This window comes from Flavonifractor sp. DFI.6.63, assembly GCF_024462255.1.
Lineage (GTDB): Bacteria > Bacillota > Clostridia > Oscillospirales > Oscillospiraceae > Lawsonibacter_A > Lawsonibacter_A hominis.
This window is the reverse complement of record NZ_JANGBE010000004.1, coordinates 87,006-101,259: the sequence shown is the minus strand read 5'-3', so window position 1 is coordinate 101,259 and position 14,254 is coordinate 87,006. Positions and strand designations below refer to the sequence as shown.

21 protein-coding genes are annotated in these 14,254 nt (G+C 53.8%); all 21 read right to left on the bottom strand.

What is annotated here, in order from left to right:
- Positions 1 to 6 precede the first annotated feature (6 nt).
- Positions 7 to 423, bottom strand: a complete 417-nt coding sequence (locus NE547_RS03350) for a hypothetical protein (RefSeq protein WP_087237206.1) — start codon at positions 421 to 423, stop codon at positions 7 to 9.
- Between the two features lie 88 nt (positions 424 to 511).
- Entirely contained in the window at positions 512 to 1,993 is a 1,482-nt protein-coding gene (locus NE547_RS03345) for a hypothetical protein (protein ID WP_256174744.1), read from the bottom strand.
- A gap of 15 nt (positions 1,994 to 2,008) precedes the next feature.
- Positions 2,009 to 2,245: a hypothetical protein gene (locus NE547_RS03340; protein WP_256174743.1), complete on the bottom strand. Its 237-nt coding sequence runs from the start codon at positions 2,243 to 2,245 to the stop codon at positions 2,009 to 2,011.
- An 8-nt stretch (positions 2,246 to 2,253) separates the two neighbouring features.
- Complete coding sequence (locus tag NE547_RS03335) at positions 2,254 to 3,213, bottom strand: NTF2 fold immunity protein (protein ID WP_256174742.1); 960 nt, start codon at positions 3,211 to 3,213, stop codon at positions 2,254 to 2,256.
- A 14-nt stretch (positions 3,214 to 3,227) separates the two neighbouring features.
- Positions 3,228 to 3,992 carry a DUF4241 domain-containing protein gene (locus tag NE547_RS03330; RefSeq protein WP_256174741.1) on the bottom strand — a complete coding sequence of 255 codons (765 nt, stop codon included), beginning with the start codon at positions 3,990 to 3,992 and terminating at the stop codon, positions 3,228 to 3,230.
- 3 nt (positions 3,993 to 3,995) lie between these two features.
- Positions 3,996 to 4,346, bottom strand: coding sequence for a hypothetical protein (locus tag NE547_RS03325; RefSeq protein ID WP_256174740.1), 351 nt, complete (start codon positions 4,344 to 4,346; stop codon positions 3,996 to 3,998).
- Between the two features lie 5 nt (positions 4,347 to 4,351).
- Positions 4,352 to 4,576, bottom strand: coding sequence for a hypothetical protein (locus NE547_RS03320; protein ID WP_256174739.1), 225 nt, complete (start codon positions 4,574 to 4,576; stop codon positions 4,352 to 4,354).
- A gap of 5 nt (positions 4,577 to 4,581) precedes the next feature.
- A complete protein-coding gene (locus NE547_RS03315; protein WP_256174738.1) occupies positions 4,582 to 4,908 on the bottom strand; it encodes a DUF5713 family protein in 327 nt (108 codons plus the stop codon).
- A 14-nt stretch (positions 4,909 to 4,922) separates the two neighbouring features.
- Positions 4,923 to 5,924: a DKNYY domain-containing protein gene (locus NE547_RS03310; protein ID WP_256174737.1), complete on the bottom strand. Its 1,002-nt coding sequence runs from the start codon at positions 5,922 to 5,924 to the stop codon at positions 4,923 to 4,925.
- Positions 5,921 to 6,475, bottom strand: a complete 555-nt coding sequence (locus NE547_RS03305; RefSeq protein ID WP_256174736.1) for an SUKH-3 domain-containing protein — start codon at positions 6,473 to 6,475, stop codon at positions 5,921 to 5,923. The genes NE547_RS03310 and NE547_RS03305 overlap by 4 nt, the downstream gene beginning before the upstream one ends.
- 22 nt (positions 6,476 to 6,497) lie before the next feature.
- A complete protein-coding gene (locus NE547_RS03300) occupies positions 6,498 to 7,094 on the bottom strand; it encodes a hypothetical protein (RefSeq protein ID WP_256174735.1) in 597 nt (198 codons plus the stop codon).
- Positions 7,095 to 7,149: 55 nt separating this feature from the next.
- Positions 7,150 to 7,560: a hypothetical protein gene (locus NE547_RS03295; protein WP_155817720.1), complete on the bottom strand. Its 411-nt coding sequence runs from the start codon at positions 7,558 to 7,560 to the stop codon at positions 7,150 to 7,152.
- 16 nt (positions 7,561 to 7,576) lie between these two features.
- Positions 7,577 to 8,080, bottom strand: coding sequence for a DUF2004 domain-containing protein (locus NE547_RS03290; protein WP_040343324.1), 504 nt, complete (start codon positions 8,078 to 8,080; stop codon positions 7,577 to 7,579).
- A 13-nt stretch (positions 8,081 to 8,093) separates the two neighbouring features.
- Complete coding sequence (locus tag NE547_RS03285; RefSeq protein ID WP_256174734.1) at positions 8,094 to 8,933, bottom strand: DUF2262 domain-containing protein; 840 nt, start codon at positions 8,931 to 8,933, stop codon at positions 8,094 to 8,096.
- Between the two features lie 12 nt (positions 8,934 to 8,945).
- On the bottom strand, positions 8,946 to 9,566 hold the full coding sequence (locus tag NE547_RS03280; RefSeq protein WP_256174733.1) for a hypothetical protein: 621 nt from the start codon (positions 9,564 to 9,566) through the stop codon (positions 8,946 to 8,948).
- Between the two features lie 4 nt (positions 9,567 to 9,570).
- A complete protein-coding gene (locus NE547_RS03275; RefSeq protein ID WP_256174732.1) occupies positions 9,571 to 10,650 on the bottom strand; it encodes an ankyrin repeat domain-containing protein in 1,080 nt (359 codons plus the stop codon).
- Between the two features lie 7 nt (positions 10,651 to 10,657).
- Complete coding sequence (locus tag NE547_RS03270; RefSeq protein ID WP_256174731.1) at positions 10,658 to 11,002, bottom strand: hypothetical protein; 345 nt, start codon at positions 11,000 to 11,002, stop codon at positions 10,658 to 10,660.
- A gap of 37 nt (positions 11,003 to 11,039) precedes the next feature.
- A complete protein-coding gene (locus NE547_RS03265; protein WP_256174730.1) occupies positions 11,040 to 12,179 on the bottom strand; it encodes a hypothetical protein in 1,140 nt (379 codons plus the stop codon).
- Between the two features lie 10 nt (positions 12,180 to 12,189).
- On the bottom strand, positions 12,190 to 12,777 hold the full coding sequence (locus NE547_RS03260) for a hypothetical protein (protein WP_256174729.1): 588 nt from the start codon (positions 12,775 to 12,777) through the stop codon (positions 12,190 to 12,192).
- Complete coding sequence (locus NE547_RS03255) at positions 12,768 to 13,163, bottom strand: hypothetical protein (RefSeq protein ID WP_256174728.1); 396 nt, start codon at positions 13,161 to 13,163, stop codon at positions 12,768 to 12,770. Before NE547_RS03255 ends, NE547_RS03260 begins: the two co-directional genes overlap by 10 nt.
- Before the next feature lie 249 nt (positions 13,164 to 13,412).
- The gene (locus tag NE547_RS03250) at positions 13,413 to 14,243 is read right to left on the bottom strand and encodes a hypothetical protein (protein WP_256174727.1); all 831 of its coding nucleotides are present in this window, start codon (positions 14,241 to 14,243) and stop codon (positions 13,413 to 13,415) included.
- Positions 14,244 to 14,254 lie beyond the last annotated feature (11 nt).

Below are 14,254 nucleotides of genomic sequence, written 5' to 3'. Positions count from 1 at the left end.
ACTGAACTAAAGATGCACAACGATTTCTTCCTCGTCCTTCCTGCCGAAATAGACAAGATATACCTTTGGATGTTCTTTGATATAGTCACTCAATCCGGAAATCTGTTTCTGTTCCAATGACTCGCCACAGATCGGGCAAACTTGAGTGGAGTCAATGTAGAAAAATGCATTGCCGCTAAAAATTTTCTCCGCCCGCTTTGGCATGCTGTCATTCCACCCAAAGCGGAGCTCATTTTCGGTAAGCTCCATAATCACAAGGGTTGATGACTGCGGCGCATAAACACTGCTAAGAAATATTGGCACCATATCGGTATCCGATGTAGATACAGCCTGAACAAACACATTCTTGCACTTTTTACAGCTGTACCTATGAACTACCATTAAACAAAATGTAAGTCGCCTGACTTGTTCGTTACCTTTCATGAGGTTTGTCCTCCCTTAATGGCCGTATTTGATGCCAATGCTGAACTCATTCCGGTGAAAAAGACACCTCCATAAAGACAATGCCGCATCAAAAATCATGAAGCTCATCGAACTTCGCAATCAGGGCATCTTTCTGGAGTATATCGCCTGGCAGGGCATCCAGGATACCCCGCAGGGCCATATAGATTTCATCCCGCTCCTCAGTTTCGATAAAGCCCATCTTGTTGAAGGTCTGAGTGTAGGCTGCCACCGCATCCAGTGCCTGGGCCTGAGCGTCCTCGCCCGGCTCAGTGGCCAGCTTCATCAGCTGGGAACGGGTCTTGCGGTATTGATTGGCTGCCTTTTTCGCAGCAGAAGCAGGGATATGCTCCGCACCGTCCCAGCCTCGGAATGGATTATCCAGGTTTTGCGCCAGCCACTCCGGTTTCCGGGGCTTGGTGATCCGCAGATCCATTCCCGGCTTGCTTTTCCAGAGCTGTTTTGCCGCTTTTGCCGCCGTCTCCGGCAGGCTGGTCATCCAGAACCAGCGAAGTTCCGGCATCTGCGCCGGGGTGGGGATGTCCTCCGCCCCGAAACCAAACAGGTCGAAGGTAGAGAGATTCGTCAGTTCCCGGAACCCTCGCACAGCGGAGAAGTTCCCCAGGTTTCCCGGCGCACCCCAGAGCCTCAGTTCCTTCAGGTGGGGATGAACAGCAGCCAGTCCGGTGAGATCAAAGTCCTTCAGCTCGATGCCATGCAGCCCCCGTAGGTTCGGCAGTTCCGTGTGCGGGCGGTATTCCCCGATAAATTGGAGGGTCAAACCGCTGCCATCTTCGGGGGCATGGATGGCACAGGCGTCCGGCCCCTTGTTCTGGAACAGGAGCAGCTCCGTTCCCTCACACAGCCACAGCTCCTCCAGCCCGGTCATGTCCAGCATCAGCTTTCTGATGCTGGTGCCTCGCAGATCAAGTGTCCTCTGACCGTGGTTCAGCAAAGTCACTTCATCAACAAAGGGGGTTTCCCGCAAAAACTCCAGCAGATCCGGGTGCCACCGCTCGCAGATGAGGGTGGAGAGGCAAGGCAGCGCCTTTAGTTCCAGCGCCGAATCGAATGGTGCGTACTGGTCCATTACACGATGGCTGCTGACCTTTAGCGGGATGCCGCCGATCTCCGTTTGCTCGTCGCTCTCCATGGCCTCCTTGAAGGCCCGCCGCCGTTTTTCCGGGATGGCCTGCCACCGCATCTGCAAATATACCTCATAGCCGTTGTCCCAGCCGCCGTAGGAGCGGCAGGGCTCATCGGTGAAGGGCGGAAGTGTACCCACCAGCGTGTACTGGGGTGGGATTTCTACCGGCACCCGCAGTAGGTGGAGGTCGCGGGACCAGTACATGAAGTCCTTGTAGAGCGGACGGAGATGGGGCAGTTCCTCTGCCGTCAGAGGGGCGTCACCCGCCCAGTCCAGAGAGAGGACCACCGCCCAGGGTTCCTTGCTCACCGAGTCCGGCGGCGCAATATAGGCCACCTGGCAGGCGGTGTAGCGTTTCAGATATTGGTTATAGACTGTATAGACCTCTCCGGCATTGGCTTTCATGGATTCACACTCCTCTCATCCGTTCTTTTCCAGATAGAATCCCCATACGCAGTTGGAGAACTCCCCGGCAGCAAAGCGGCGAATCTGCCCGTTGATCTCCACCTGCCAGACCTCGAAGGTATGGTCTTGGTGATAGATCGGGTCTTTGACTTTTACTCGCTTGCCGGTAGTTTGCCAGTCGTAGTCAAAGATGTTCACACCAAACAATTTGCATTGACCGTCTGGGCCAAAAGTTTCATATTCCCAAGCCATGTGATGCCTCACAATCCCGTGCGCTGCCAGCCGTCCAGCCGCTCCTGAACCCCGTCGATCCTCCAGCCCTCGCCCACACGCTTCATGAGGAAACGGCGGTCAAAGCCGGTGTTTTTCTCTCTGGTGTAGATGTAGTGCTTGTTCTTGGTGATCTGCTCCGCGTCAAGGAATTCTTCCCCGTTGTAGGTGCCCTGAGCACTGTATGAGAGGCCCAGAGGCCGGTAGCCCGGACGGGGCTTTTCGCTCACATACTTTTCCCAGATCGCCATCAGGCGGGGCACAGCCTCGGCATCCTCAAACCCGGCCTGCTCCATGTACTGCTCCCATTCTGTCATCTCGGCAAAGAAGGCGGACAGCACTCTGCGGCATTCTGCTGCCGCCTGTTCGTCCAGCTTGGTGGGCATTTTGGCCTTTTCCCGCTGCAGCTGGGAGAAGTGTTCCATCTGCTCCTTGGTGAATTGCACATGGGCCACCGGCTCGATGCGGCTGTTGCCGGCGATGGCCAGCAGGCCCTCATAGGTAACGACGGTATGGTCGATCTGAATGTGGGAGAGTTTGGGAATGGAGGCCGCCTGGAGTAGACCGGCATCATCCAGCCCGGTGCGGTTGAGAGTGATAAGGTCCAGCTTGCAGCCTTGCAGGGCGGACAGGCCGCTGCCATGGATGGCGGCATTGCCGTCCAGCAGCAGATAGCGTAGCTTGGGCATAGCGGAAAAAACAGGGAAACAGGCGTCGGTGAGCGCACCGTCCTCCACGCCGAAGTTGGCCATGCTTTTATGTCCGGCAAAGGGGGCAAGCAGTTCATCCGTCACCGGATAGCCTTTCACATGAAAGCCCACCAGGGCGTAAGCGGCCAGCTGCTCCATGATCTCTGCGGTCAACTCCGGGATTTCAAATTGCTTTTCGCCGTCTAAGGTCAGGACACCGCTCTCCCAGTTCGCCGTCCGCGCCCGTTTCGGCCATTCCATCACTGTTTCCCTCCTTACACCTGCTCCTTGTAACTGGCTTCAATGTCGATGAAGCGCACATACACAGCACAGACTTCGCCCTTTGCGTCATAGCCGAAGTAGACAGGATAGTAGCCGTCCCCCCAGCCGGAGGCGAAGATGGGCAGATTGCAGTCTGTGTCCGGCACCGTCCAGTTGAGCCAGTCGCCATAGTTCCCTTGATATTTGGGGTGGGCTTTGGCGTTTTCCTCAAGAAGATCGCAGAACAGGTCGTTGTAGGGGTCGATGTCCGGGTCTTCCTCCAGCTGCTTGGCCCAGTATGTCTTGAAGGCCGCCTGGGTCTGGATGTCCGCAACGCAGCCCATCCCGGCGTCTACGCCAAAGCCAAAATAATCGTCCTCGCCCAGTTCCTCGTCCAAATCCTCTTTGCCGGTCATGCCCAGTTCATAGCGGACAGGCTTTTCCCCGCTGACCTCTACCTTGACACAGGCGTAACGGTCGCCATATTTCTCACTGGGCACCACGCAGATCTTTACGGGATAAGTCCCGGCGGGGATCGTCTGTATAAAGGGCGGTGTATCCTCCAGCTCCACCAGAGGATCGCAGGCAAAGATCATTCCTGTGGGAAAATGGACGGCGCCGATGTCCAGCACATCCACGCCCATGTTCCCAATCACTTTCTCTGTGAAATGAGCGTCCAGGTCTGTTTTGCAGGCCAGTTTGTCCTTGATGGATTCGTATTTGTTCAGCCACTCGGCAGTCGGCATGGTAGTTTCCTCCTGTTGATTCGGTTTAAGCATCGGTCAGCTCTCTACAATGCGGACCGGTTTTCCTCCAATTTCAATTTCCAGCTTTACGCCGTAGTCCTCCGCCCAAACAGGGCACTTGCTGAGCAGGGCCAGGATGCGCTCATCTGGCTCCCGGTCAAGGGTCACCCGCAAAATTACGAACCAGTCCCCATATTCCTTTTGAAATTCCTCGCTCTGGGTGTGGTTCAGGTAGCCCTCCATCTTATCCAACAGGGCCTTCTGTGTTTCCGGGGAGCCGTCAATGAAACCGTTGCAGACGAGGACCATCAAAACTTGCTTTGTTTCGGGTTTTTCCGCCAGAATGTCAATCTTGTGCAGATCCCCGAACATATCTTCAATCGCCATCGCTTTCACCGATCCTTTTTGACGCAATCTTTTTCCAAATGCTTGATGTACTCGCTCTTTGAGCCGTCCCAGTAGCAGTTCACACACCGGCCATTCAGGAAACGATGGGGACAATTTGGGTAGCCATAGAGAACATGAGCACATTCCGGGCACAGTCCCATCATCTGTGAGGAGCCTTTGAAAAACAGGCTGCCGCACTCATCACAGACGGCCAGCTCTTTTTCTGCCATGAGGTTCACCAATCCCTTTCCCGGATGGCCTCCTCCATATCAATGGGAATACCAAACCATTTCAAAATGTAGTCCACGGTTACACCGATGCAGTCCCGCGCCACAGTTTCGATCTCGCTGTCGTTCTCGTCAAACTCCTCTTGGAGATCATTGATGCCGCAGACCGCCTCGTCCAGTGTCTCCTGCACCACTTCGGTGTCGGTTTCGCCGCTTTCCAGCAGGTCGATGACCTTCTGAAGTTCGTCCTTTACCTTGTCCACCAGAAAGGCAGGATAGTAATCGTCTTGATACATCTCGTCCAGCAGTTTATAATTGGGGTCAAATGCTTTCATAGAGATTGCTCCTTTCATTTTTCCTGTATTGCTTGAAGCCTTTCCCGCCACAGCGGTTCTTCAATCATCTCATCATTTTGGTAAAAATGGTCTTTGTCGCGGGCCAGATGATCGGCAAGTGGAGGCGCGTCCAGCGGGGTGCATACCGTAAAACTGTCCCAATCCGCCCCCTTAATCTCCCGGTTGAGGTAATACACCCGCTTAGCATCGCGGGAATACCAGTGCCCAAGCAGTTCCCAGGAAGTCAGCTCTGCCTTGGGAAGCTGTTTGCCGTAGGCATAGATCCGTTTCTCATCTCTGGCAAAATAGGTGTCGCCCAACGAGCGGAAAGAGGAAACTTCCGCGCCCTTGATGATCTTCACCTTGCCGTCCCCGTTGTGGAAGTAGACCTGCCGGCTGTCCTTTGCATATCCCTGGGGCGCACCCGAATCGTTCTGGCCGTTGTCCAACACCTGGAAGGCTGCCAGCTCTGCATCTGGGATTCTCCTGCTGGTGGTGTAGACGGCTGTTTTGTCCATCGCGTAGGCATAGTTTAACACCCGAAACGATGCCGGGTCTGCTCCACGCAGGCGAATCCCGCCGAGAAAGCAGGCCGTAGAGGATTTGCCCCAGTAACGCCAGCAGCAGAAGTCTTTGGGCGCAACACCTTTGAGCAGACCGTTTTCATATAGGCCGGAGAAATAGACCGCTCCATCCCGAAGAAAAAATTCGTTGTCCACCGGCTCTGTGTTGGTGATTGGTTGCAGCGTTTCTTCGTGCTCGGCTGTGATGCTCAACTCGATCTCATCGTCGCTGTAAATTAAGTAGAGCCCATGAGGGGCCTTTCTATCGAAATGCAGTTCAATGTCATGGTATTTGAGGATCAAAGGTTTCCCGTCGCTTCTCATGGTGGAAACGGCATCGGGATTCCCGAAGATTTCTATGACCGCATCCTGCGATATTCCGAATTTCAGCGGTGAAATGTCCCGCGGATTCTGCAATATTTGATTGCGCCAAATCGTAAAGTCCTGTTTCATCGTTTTCCGTCCAGTGCCTCCACAGTTTTCATGGCAGCGGAATCAAAGTTGCACTGCCGCAGTTCCCGTTCGATCAGGGCAAACACATCGGGGAAGCACTCGATCTCGTCCTGATACTCATATTTCGCATACAGTTTCCCGTACTCCGAGATCCAGACCTCTGCCGGGTAGTAGTAGCCGATGTGACCGATGGGCTGGCACTTCTGACCGGCAGCCTGTTCGACTTCCGCCAGCTCACAGCCGGACATATCCCGGAAATAGGCTTCTTCCAAATGGTTTTTGATCCCGTTGACCAGGTAAGGGAACAGAGCAAACTCAAAGTCAGCCGCCCATTTCAGCTTTTTCTGCGCCAAGTACCACTCGCAGCACAGTCCGAAATATTTGCGATAAAACCGCTGGGTGGTCTTCATCATCGGGACGCCATGATCGGCGTAATACCGCTCCGCAATGGAAATATCCACACTGCGGCCTTCCTGCCATCCGGCGTACTCCATCAGCTGCTTGACCTTGCTGCCCAGGTCGCCAGAGATAGGGATGCGTTCTTTGATCATGGTAGTATCCTCCTGTTTTTCGTCACCACAGCCGGTCGATCTGGGTATATATCTTATTCGGTTCTCTGTCCATAAAACTGGTCAATGAGTCGGTGGGCTCCGTAAGCGGCATCACATTCAAAATGTCCAGCACATAATACCAGATCCCGGTGTCCCAGTCTCGGAACCTCCCATTGCAGACAGCCCGACCATAATCACCAGGAATCAAATCCAGTGCCAGCTCATTGAGGGGCTGTTTTTGCCTGGTCTTATCGTAGGTATATCGCTCCGGCATCGCACCAATATGCCAATCATAGCGGTAACGCATCTGGATTCCGGACTCCTGCTGAATCAGTTCAAAAGGATGAAGCCGCATTGTGCCATTAGGTTTCCATTCCATCAGCCTGCGACAGTCCTTATCGATCTGAAATCCATCGGGCCTCTGTAAGATAGATACACAGTGTGTAGGCAGGCCAAAGGAATAATAAGAGAAGAAGTCTTTCGGCAGCCGCATGGCTTTGGGATACTGGTTCCGTTGTGCGGCGGCGTTTCCGCCCCGACAGTCTTTATACCATTGCAGGCGGATCTGCTGGATCAGAAGCGTGGGCAGATATTGTGGCCAATTGCTATTCTGTTTCATCGCCGCATCTCCTTCCTGGCTTAATCCTTCCAATGATGGTTCATGTTTCAGGCATTTACAACTCTGCCGCAAACTCATAGGAAACCGCAATGATGTTGTAAACATCATCGTATGTAAACAGCCGATAGTGCCGATAGATGTTTTTATTAAAATCCTCCCGCACTGGCAAGGACTTTAGCCAGGTGCTATCCTCGATCAAGTCAAAAGAACTGCCATCCAGACGCCCCGTCCCAGCCAGATTTTCATAGGTGTCCAATTCACAGGCAAAATAGGCCAGTACTCGCCGGAAGGTAAGCGTGTAGGGAAACCAGTCTTTTTCGTCCCTGTGCTGGGAAATCAGATGGCCATTGATGTCCCCCATAAAGGTCAGATTGTTCAGATCATCCTGTTTCACCTGATCCAGATAGATGCAGTCCCGTCCCTTCAAAACACCTAAACAGGTATTAACAGCGGTCGTTTTTTCCATAGGTAACGCTCTTTCCTCAGCTCTCATGAGTAATACAAAAAATCTCCTTCTTCAAATCAAAGTAGATCACCATCAGCTCATCGGTGATCTCCGGGTTGAAGGACAGATCCAGAATGAAAACTTGCTGGTTCATCTCGCTATCCACCAGGCTGCCAAACCGCTTGAGCCGCAAAAAGTCCACCATCTCGGCAAAGGACAGCTTGGCTGGGTCGGTTCCCGGAAAGAGTTCCGCCGCAATATCCGGGCCTACATCGTCTCGGTGGAACTCCATGAAAAATGTCACAACGCTATGGTAGCGGCTGTCCTCGTCCGCCAGCGCCGCTTTGATGGCAGTTTTGGCCTTTTCTGCCAATTTCTCCGCCTCATCCAGCATTTCTCCCACCGCATCCATAGCGGCAGGATCAGCCGTCAGTTCTTCCTCTACATCGAAAAGAAAGGGCAGTCCCGATTCATCGGGAAAGCTGAAGATTTCCTCGCCGGGTGTATATGTAAAATCAATGCGTTTACAGTTCAGTTTCATAATATTATCCTCCTTACCCCTCAATGTTGGCAGTTTTGAGACCCTTTTTCAAGGAGCCGTAGACCGTCACCGCATGGTCGGTGAACATCTCGTCGCAGTCAAACCAGGCCGTGAAGCTGCCACCGGAGGTGACGGACAGGCTCGTCATGCTGATCCGCCGGGCCAGTTCTTCCTCTGAGATGGGGTCGGTTTCCGGGTTACGGGGATTTTCCTCATCCTGGGAAAGCCAGTTGTTGGCCAGCCCGGTCAGTTCCTTGGCTGCAAGCTCTCGCATGGCCTTGTCCCAGGTTTCACAGTCGGCCAGCAGCTTTTTGGCGGCACTGCGGGCGCGAGTCCAGGATGGCTTGCTCTCGGCATTGACCTCAAGGGAAAGGAGCACAGCCTTTCCGCACCACTGGATCTCACCCTCAAAGACATCATGGTCCTTGTCCAGTGTCAGTTCTCCCAGCACCGCATCCTGGATCACCACCGGCTTGTGGTACTCGTCCAGAATGGCCTGAAGTTCCGGGCAATCCTCGTGGGCCTTGACCACCTGGGAGATACAGCAGGGCCGTACCATCAGATTTTGCGCCCATTCCTCTTTCATCCGGCGGATCTTCAGGCGGCAGATCTGCTCGCTTTGAAAGCGTCCCCAGCCCTTGTCACTGTTTCGTTCCTCGTCGGTGACTGGCCACTCCAGCCGCTCCTCTTTGGTGGTGACCTTGCCGGTGTCACAGAACACCATGCCCAGCGTCACGACGGTCATTTGCCAAAAGCCACCCTTGTTGTTATATCCGCCCCCGATGCAGCGATTGATCAGAGCGACCACTTCCTGCTCCTCGGGCTCGTACATCTCATAGAATTCTTCAAACATAGATCATTCTCCTCATCCCTCTATATGATTGCGGTACTCCTTCTCCAGCGCGATGTACCACCGATTCAGCATGGTTTCCAGAGTGGTTTTTCCTTTGCGATCTGTAAAAACGAGGAACTTCTGCATTAGTCTGGGGAACAGATATTTGCCCGCTTTTGTTAGGTCCTGATTGAGATAGACCATCCGCAGGATACGGCCCTGCCGGTCCAGAGGGTCCTTTTTCAGCAGCTCCTTTTCAAAGCAGAAGCGCAGGAATACCACATTCTCGTCGTAGAAGTCCTCCACCACAGCCGCGCCAATGCTGGTGTATGTGATGTCGTACACCAAACGGCTCCAATCAAATTTCTCGGCATAGAGAAGTTTCAGTGCCCTCTCCCAGTGTTCCTCCGGAATCACCAGCATCCTGTGCTGGGCGGTGCTGGAGTAGCCGCGGTAGACGGGTTCCGGCTGCCCCAGGAGTTCACTCACACTGTCGGCGTAGACGAAGCACAGTTCCTCATCGAACAGGCCGCCGATAAAGTTGCCGTTGCAGTACAGCATGAAGTTTTTGGACTTGGCTGGAGAATAAGAGAGGCTGTATTCCTGCGAGTCCAGGTTTTTATGTACCTTGTTCAGAAAGTCTATTGATGTCATGGCTTTACTCCTCAAACTCACCCTCGATCATCCCGTTCAGATACCGGCCGGGATCTGCGATGAAGTCATCCCATTTGGCCAGAGGGTGGAATTCCTCATGCTCGATGTCCAGATACCACAGCTTTTTGTCCCTGGGGCTCCACAGCAGCAGATAGTCGCTGTAGTTGTCCATCTGCACCATCAGGGAGAGTAGCTTCTTCCGTTTCCAGGTCATCTCCTGCACATCCATGAAGGAGTAGAGCTCCGCCCACTTCACCCATTCCTGATCCGGGAACTCCAGCCGCAGAGGGCCGGTCTTCAAGTATTCCACCAGCTTGGCAGGCAGCTTGTAGGGCATAAGCTGCCGGAGCTTCTCCTGCTCGTTGTGCCATTCCTCCGGTTCCAGGGCTTTCAGGTAGTCGGCCAGCTCCTGATTCTTGTTCTGCACCGCCACACTGTAGGGACGGTCGCTGTATTTGTCAACAAGGGTGATGTCCGCTCCCTGTTCCACCAGCCAGCGCACCATGGGGAAATTGTTGGAGCGGGCGGCCTCGGTGACAGGGGTAGAAGCGTAAGGGAACACCATGTCCGGCTTGTGGTAATTGATATCCGCCCCTTTTTCCAGCAGCAGTTTGGCAAGCTCGGCCTGTCCATCGGACACCGCCGCCCGAAACGCTTCGCCGCCAAACTTGTCCACTGTGATCCCGGCTTGCTCCAGCACCGGGATATTCTCCGGGCGCTTGCCCCAGCGTACTTCCTGGAAGGCCCGCTCTTTCTGCTTCGGGCTGAGTTTTGCGGCCTGTCCAGCAAAGAGCGCCACCACCTCCGGCCCACAACAGCGGGCGGCGGTGAGCAGCAGGGACTGTTCCTCTGCCAGACCGGGATCAGCTCCATGCTCCAGCAGGAAGTGGATCATGGGCACATCGTTTTGAAAAACTGCGATTTCCAATGGCATCAGCTTGATGTATTCGCTGAGCTGGATAGGAGCACCCAAATCCAGCCCGCCTTGGAGCAACGCCTCCAACTTGGGAGTGTCATGGTCACAGATGGCGGCAGCCGTTTCCGGGAGGGTCTCCCAGCGGCCAATATATGCAATTTGGTACATAAGGCACCTACTTTCGTTGTGGCTTTACTTTATATGGTATCGTCCGGCCCAGCACCCGGCCCTTACCAACGACATTGGCTCCCTCATAGATCAAAAATTCCGCATTGTTTTCCAGCGGGCCGTAGTCCACAGTGTCCGGGTAGAGGGGCTGAACATTACCCAAAGCCGTTTCATCAAATGCACAACGCTCCGTTCCATCCAGGAAGCACACACCCAGATATTCATTGGTTCCTGTGACAACAAAATGGGGACTATACTTTCCACTGACCAGGCTGGGGGGAGCCTTTCTCTTGCCGCCCCAGAAGATGACCTCCACATGGAGCACCGCCCGGTTTTCATCTGTCCCAATCATGCTGTATCACTCCTTTGGCCAGTCCCTCTATTCTCGCTTAATCGCCAAACCGCTCAGCAGCATCTTTGTAAACAGTAATACTTTCTTCCACTTTCACTTTTTCGCTGCGAATACGGAAGTATTCCCGCAGAACGCGCTTCAGTTCCGGGTTCTCCACCTTGAGGGGCAGCAGGCTGATGAACATTTCGTCATAGCTTCCATACAGCACACCGCCCCGGTTGTAGGTCTGCCATGTCACCGTAGGTTTGCGGCCCTCCGGGTCCTTGGCCAGATCAAAGAGCCACCGCTCATCCAGATCCACATAGCGTTCAATCATAAACCTTGTGTCATAGATTCCATAGCTATAATAACCCCAAAAAATCAGAGCGATCATTCCATCCGGGCCCAGGCGTTCATAGGTCCAGCCTTCCGGATAACAGCGGTAATGGAGCATTCCCAGCGCATGGTACAAATAGCCATTTTGCGGCGTATCCAGAAGGGGCGAATAGGTCTCGTACACCTGCTCCTTGGGCTGGGTGATGATTGCCTTCATAAAGACTGGGATCATCCAGCTGCCACCATAGCATTCATTCAGTTCATCGGCCAATGCTTGCAACCGCTCATCCGGGTTGCGGATCAGGGATGCGGTCAGCACCACAGCGGGAATTTTCTCCTTTTCCTTGGGTGTGGCATCCCAAATCCGAAGTCCGTCTGTAATCCACCAGGAGGTGCAATCATCATCAGGATAAACAGGCGCGCGTTTCAGCTGGGCGATCCGCTGGGTGTTTTCCGCAAGAAAACGGTAGACCTCCAGCATTTTGGGCGAGGCTTTCCCCAGCATCAAATGGAAACAGAAGTTCAGCTGTTCGATTTCCAGCGGCTTTGTGTCCCCCTCGTCCAGCAGCTGGGAGAGAGTCTTCAGAATAACCGGGGCAATCTGCTCCGATACACAGTCGGAACAGGCATCCGACATGATATTGCTGCCCATCCATTTGCCCTTGACCAGCTTGGCCCACAGCGGGGCAGCAGGGGCATACTCCAGCTGTGCCAAGGCCTTCTGAGCAGCCGTTTTGCACTTGCCCTTTTCTGTATTCACAAGCTGGAGAAGCAGTTCGCCGTTTGCTTCATCCTTGCCCAGCTCCAAAATGGCCTGTTCTCGCTTTACGCCCTTGGGAGGCAGTTGTTCCAAAGTCATCATTCATTTCCTCCTATCCAACAATGGTGGTCTCCTTGACGACCAGATTGTCGTAATTCATGGCGATCAGCTTCCCGGCGGCTTCTGGGGTACACATGAACCAGGTACTTACGCCCCAGGCATCCATCCTTGTAACGGTGAAGAAGTCAGTTTGGGCAGAAACAGGTTCTCTTGCGTCAAGATAGCGGTCGGAATAGAGGTAGACCAGATCCACCTCCCGGTCAGGCAGCCACTTGGCCCGGCGCGCACGCGGTTTACCATTTTTCAGAGTCTTTTCTCTGGGGTTCTCAAACCACGCCAGTTCCTTGATCTTCAGACCGGTGAAGGTATCCATGAGCCGCTGGGCGATCTCCCGGTGGGTAAATACTCCGCAGTCCCAGGAGCCCATCAGCCATGTCTGTATAAAGTCGCCCACCTTGCTGCCAGGAGCAGGCGGCCCATAGACGCTCTCGTCCGCCCACATGACCTCCATTTTCTCGCACTGATCCGGCCGGGGACAGAACTTCTTGTTGCCATAGCGGTACATGATATTTACATAGCCATAGTCTTCGCCGGTTCGGTCATGCCCGACGGCTTCCACTTTATAGGCAGTTATGGACATTGCAGTTCCACCTCCTGAGCCAGTACAAATCCGCACAGCCCAAGGGAAGAGTCGATGACAAATACCCGGATGTGCTCCCGTTCCATGCGCTTCCGGAGTTCCTCGATGCTGCAGCAGGCGGGAAAGCCGTAAGAGATGGTCCCGCCCAGCAGGTCTTTGTACTGCTGGAAAAACCCGTCCACGGTGATCTCGTCCATGCCGAAGAGGATGTTGTCCTGGATCACATTCTCAAACCAGTGGGCCAGCAGGCCGGTGAAGTGAACGGATACTTTCTCTCCGGACTCGGTCTGGGTATCCATGTGCAGGGTGTGGGCTTCAAAGTCAGCGCAGTAGCGCAGGACTCTGTTGTCGTGCAGGCCATCAAAAGAGCAAATCAGCGTACTCATAAGCATTCCTCCTCATCCATGAACTGTTCCTGGACCTCTTTGGGCAGGTCGTTCCATAAAATGTCGTATGTAAAATCCCGAATCTCCGGGTAACACTCCCGCGCAGTCTTTTCCGCCGTTTCCCGATCCAGGTAGTGCATCTCTTGATGGAAAAACAGTTGAGCTTTTCCATCAGCCGATAGAGGCGGATCTGTTCTTCTTGGGTCATGGGACACCTCCTCGGATTAGCAAAGGATAGAATAGCTGTACTTACGCCAGCTCTGCGTCCAATATCTGGACTGGTTTTCCTTTCTCGTTCACATAGTAAAGGGCGATATAGTCGATGCCGTCCCGCTTGACCTGTTCCCAAGGCATACGCTCGCCGTTGATCAGTTCCACAGTATCCGCCTCATCCGGTTCGAAGTCTTCTTTTTCGTCCTCGTAGTCCACGCTGTACCCCAGCTCCAGCACCAGCTTGGAGGCGGGGATCTCATACCGCTTGAGGGAGCGGTGTTCCAGCTCGGATGGATCATGTTCATCGCAGAACATATTGTCGTAGCCATGCCGTCCAGCGTCAAAGATGACGAACTCCTCGCCACTCTCCGGGTCACGAGCTGTCACAAGTTCGGGAGCGAAATAACTGGGAACAATATATGGCTGTGGTTCTTCGTTTAAGGTCAACAGGTCACCGTAGTACCAAACCTCCAGCAGTTCATTGCCAGTGGTAGAACACAATGTCACGGTGGGCAGGCGTTTCTGCGCCCACTCCTTCACATGGCCGGTGAGCCAGGTGGGATAACAGGGAGAGGGCTGGGATGTGACTTCTTTCGAAGATACGCCGTGTGTGCGGTTCCACGGCTCCATATCTAAACTGACCGTCCAGTCGCCGTCTATATATTTCATTTTGGAATTGGCCTTGATGTAGTCCTCTCCCCAGAGGGCTACATCCGCCTTGCTGTACCATGTCTTCATGGTGATACCGTCGCCTCTAAGGATCTCGCAGCAAACATGCTTCTCCGGCTTTGCATTCCGCAGTTTGAGCATACGCAAAATTTCCGTATCTTCCGGGGTGATCTCCCGGAATGTAAATTTGAATGACATTTTGTTGTCCC

Coding starts and splice junctions, on each gene's coding strand:
- NE547_RS03300 (WP_256174735.1), bottom strand. CDS start 7,094: ATGAAACAGAATAGCAATTGGCCACAATATCTGCCCACGCTTCTGATC.
- NE547_RS03345 (WP_256174744.1), bottom strand. CDS start 1,993: ATGAAAGCCAATGCCGGAGAGGTCTATACAGTCTATAACCAATATCTG.
- NE547_RS03350 (WP_087237206.1), bottom strand. CDS start 423: ATGAAAGGTAACGAACAAGTCAGGCGACTTACATTTTGTTTAATGGTA.
- NE547_RS03270 (WP_256174731.1), bottom strand. CDS start 11,002: ATGATTGGGACAGATGAAAACCGGGCGGTGCTCCATGTGGAGGTCATC.
- NE547_RS03285 (WP_256174734.1), bottom strand. CDS start 8,933: ATGTTTGAAGAATTCTATGAGATGTACGAGCCCGAGGAGCAGGAAGTG.
- NE547_RS03275 (WP_256174732.1), bottom strand. CDS start 10,650: ATGTACCAAATTGCATATATTGGCCGCTGGGAGACCCTCCCGGAAACG.
- NE547_RS03310 (WP_256174737.1), bottom strand. CDS start 5,924: ATGAAACAGGACTTTACGATTTGGCGCAATCAAATATTGCAGAATCCG.
- NE547_RS03265 (WP_256174730.1), bottom strand. CDS start 12,179: ATGATGACTTTGGAACAACTGCCTCCCAAGGGCGTAAAGCGAGAACAG.
- NE547_RS03290 (WP_040343324.1), bottom strand. CDS start 8,080: ATGAAACTGAACTGTAAACGCATTGATTTTACATATACACCCGGCGAG.
- NE547_RS03325 (WP_256174740.1), bottom strand. CDS start 4,346: ATGGCGATTGAAGATATGTTCGGGGATCTGCACAAGATTGACATTCTG.
- NE547_RS03320 (WP_256174739.1), bottom strand. CDS start 4,576: ATGGCAGAAAAAGAGCTGGCCGTCTGTGATGAGTGCGGCAGCCTGTTT.
- NE547_RS03330 (WP_256174741.1), bottom strand. CDS start 3,992: ATGCTTAAACCGAATCAACAGGAGGAAACTACCATGCCGACTGCCGAG.
- NE547_RS03260 (WP_256174729.1), bottom strand. CDS start 12,777: ATGTCCATAACTGCCTATAAAGTGGAAGCCGTCGGGCATGACCGAACC.
- NE547_RS03340 (WP_256174743.1), bottom strand. CDS start 2,245: ATGGCTTGGGAATATGAAACTTTTGGCCCAGACGGTCAATGCAAATTG.
- NE547_RS03315 (WP_256174738.1), bottom strand. CDS start 4,908: ATGAAAGCATTTGACCCCAATTATAAACTGCTGGACGAGATGTATCAA.
- NE547_RS03335 (WP_256174742.1), bottom strand. CDS start 3,213: ATGGAATGGCCGAAACGGGCGCGGACGGCGAACTGGGAGAGCGGTGTC.
- NE547_RS03295 (WP_155817720.1), bottom strand. CDS start 7,560: ATGGAAAAAACGACCGCTGTTAATACCTGTTTAGGTGTTTTGAAGGGA.
- NE547_RS03280 (WP_256174733.1), bottom strand. CDS start 9,566: ATGACATCAATAGACTTTCTGAACAAGGTACATAAAAACCTGGACTCG.
- NE547_RS03250 (WP_256174727.1), bottom strand. CDS start 14,243: ATGTCATTCAAATTTACATTCCGGGAGATCACCCCGGAAGATACGGAA.
- NE547_RS03305 (WP_256174736.1), bottom strand. CDS start 6,475: ATGATCAAAGAACGCATCCCTATCTCTGGCGACCTGGGCAGCAAGGTC.
- NE547_RS03255 (WP_256174728.1), bottom strand. CDS start 13,163: ATGAGTACGCTGATTTGCTCTTTTGATGGCCTGCACGACAACAGAGTC.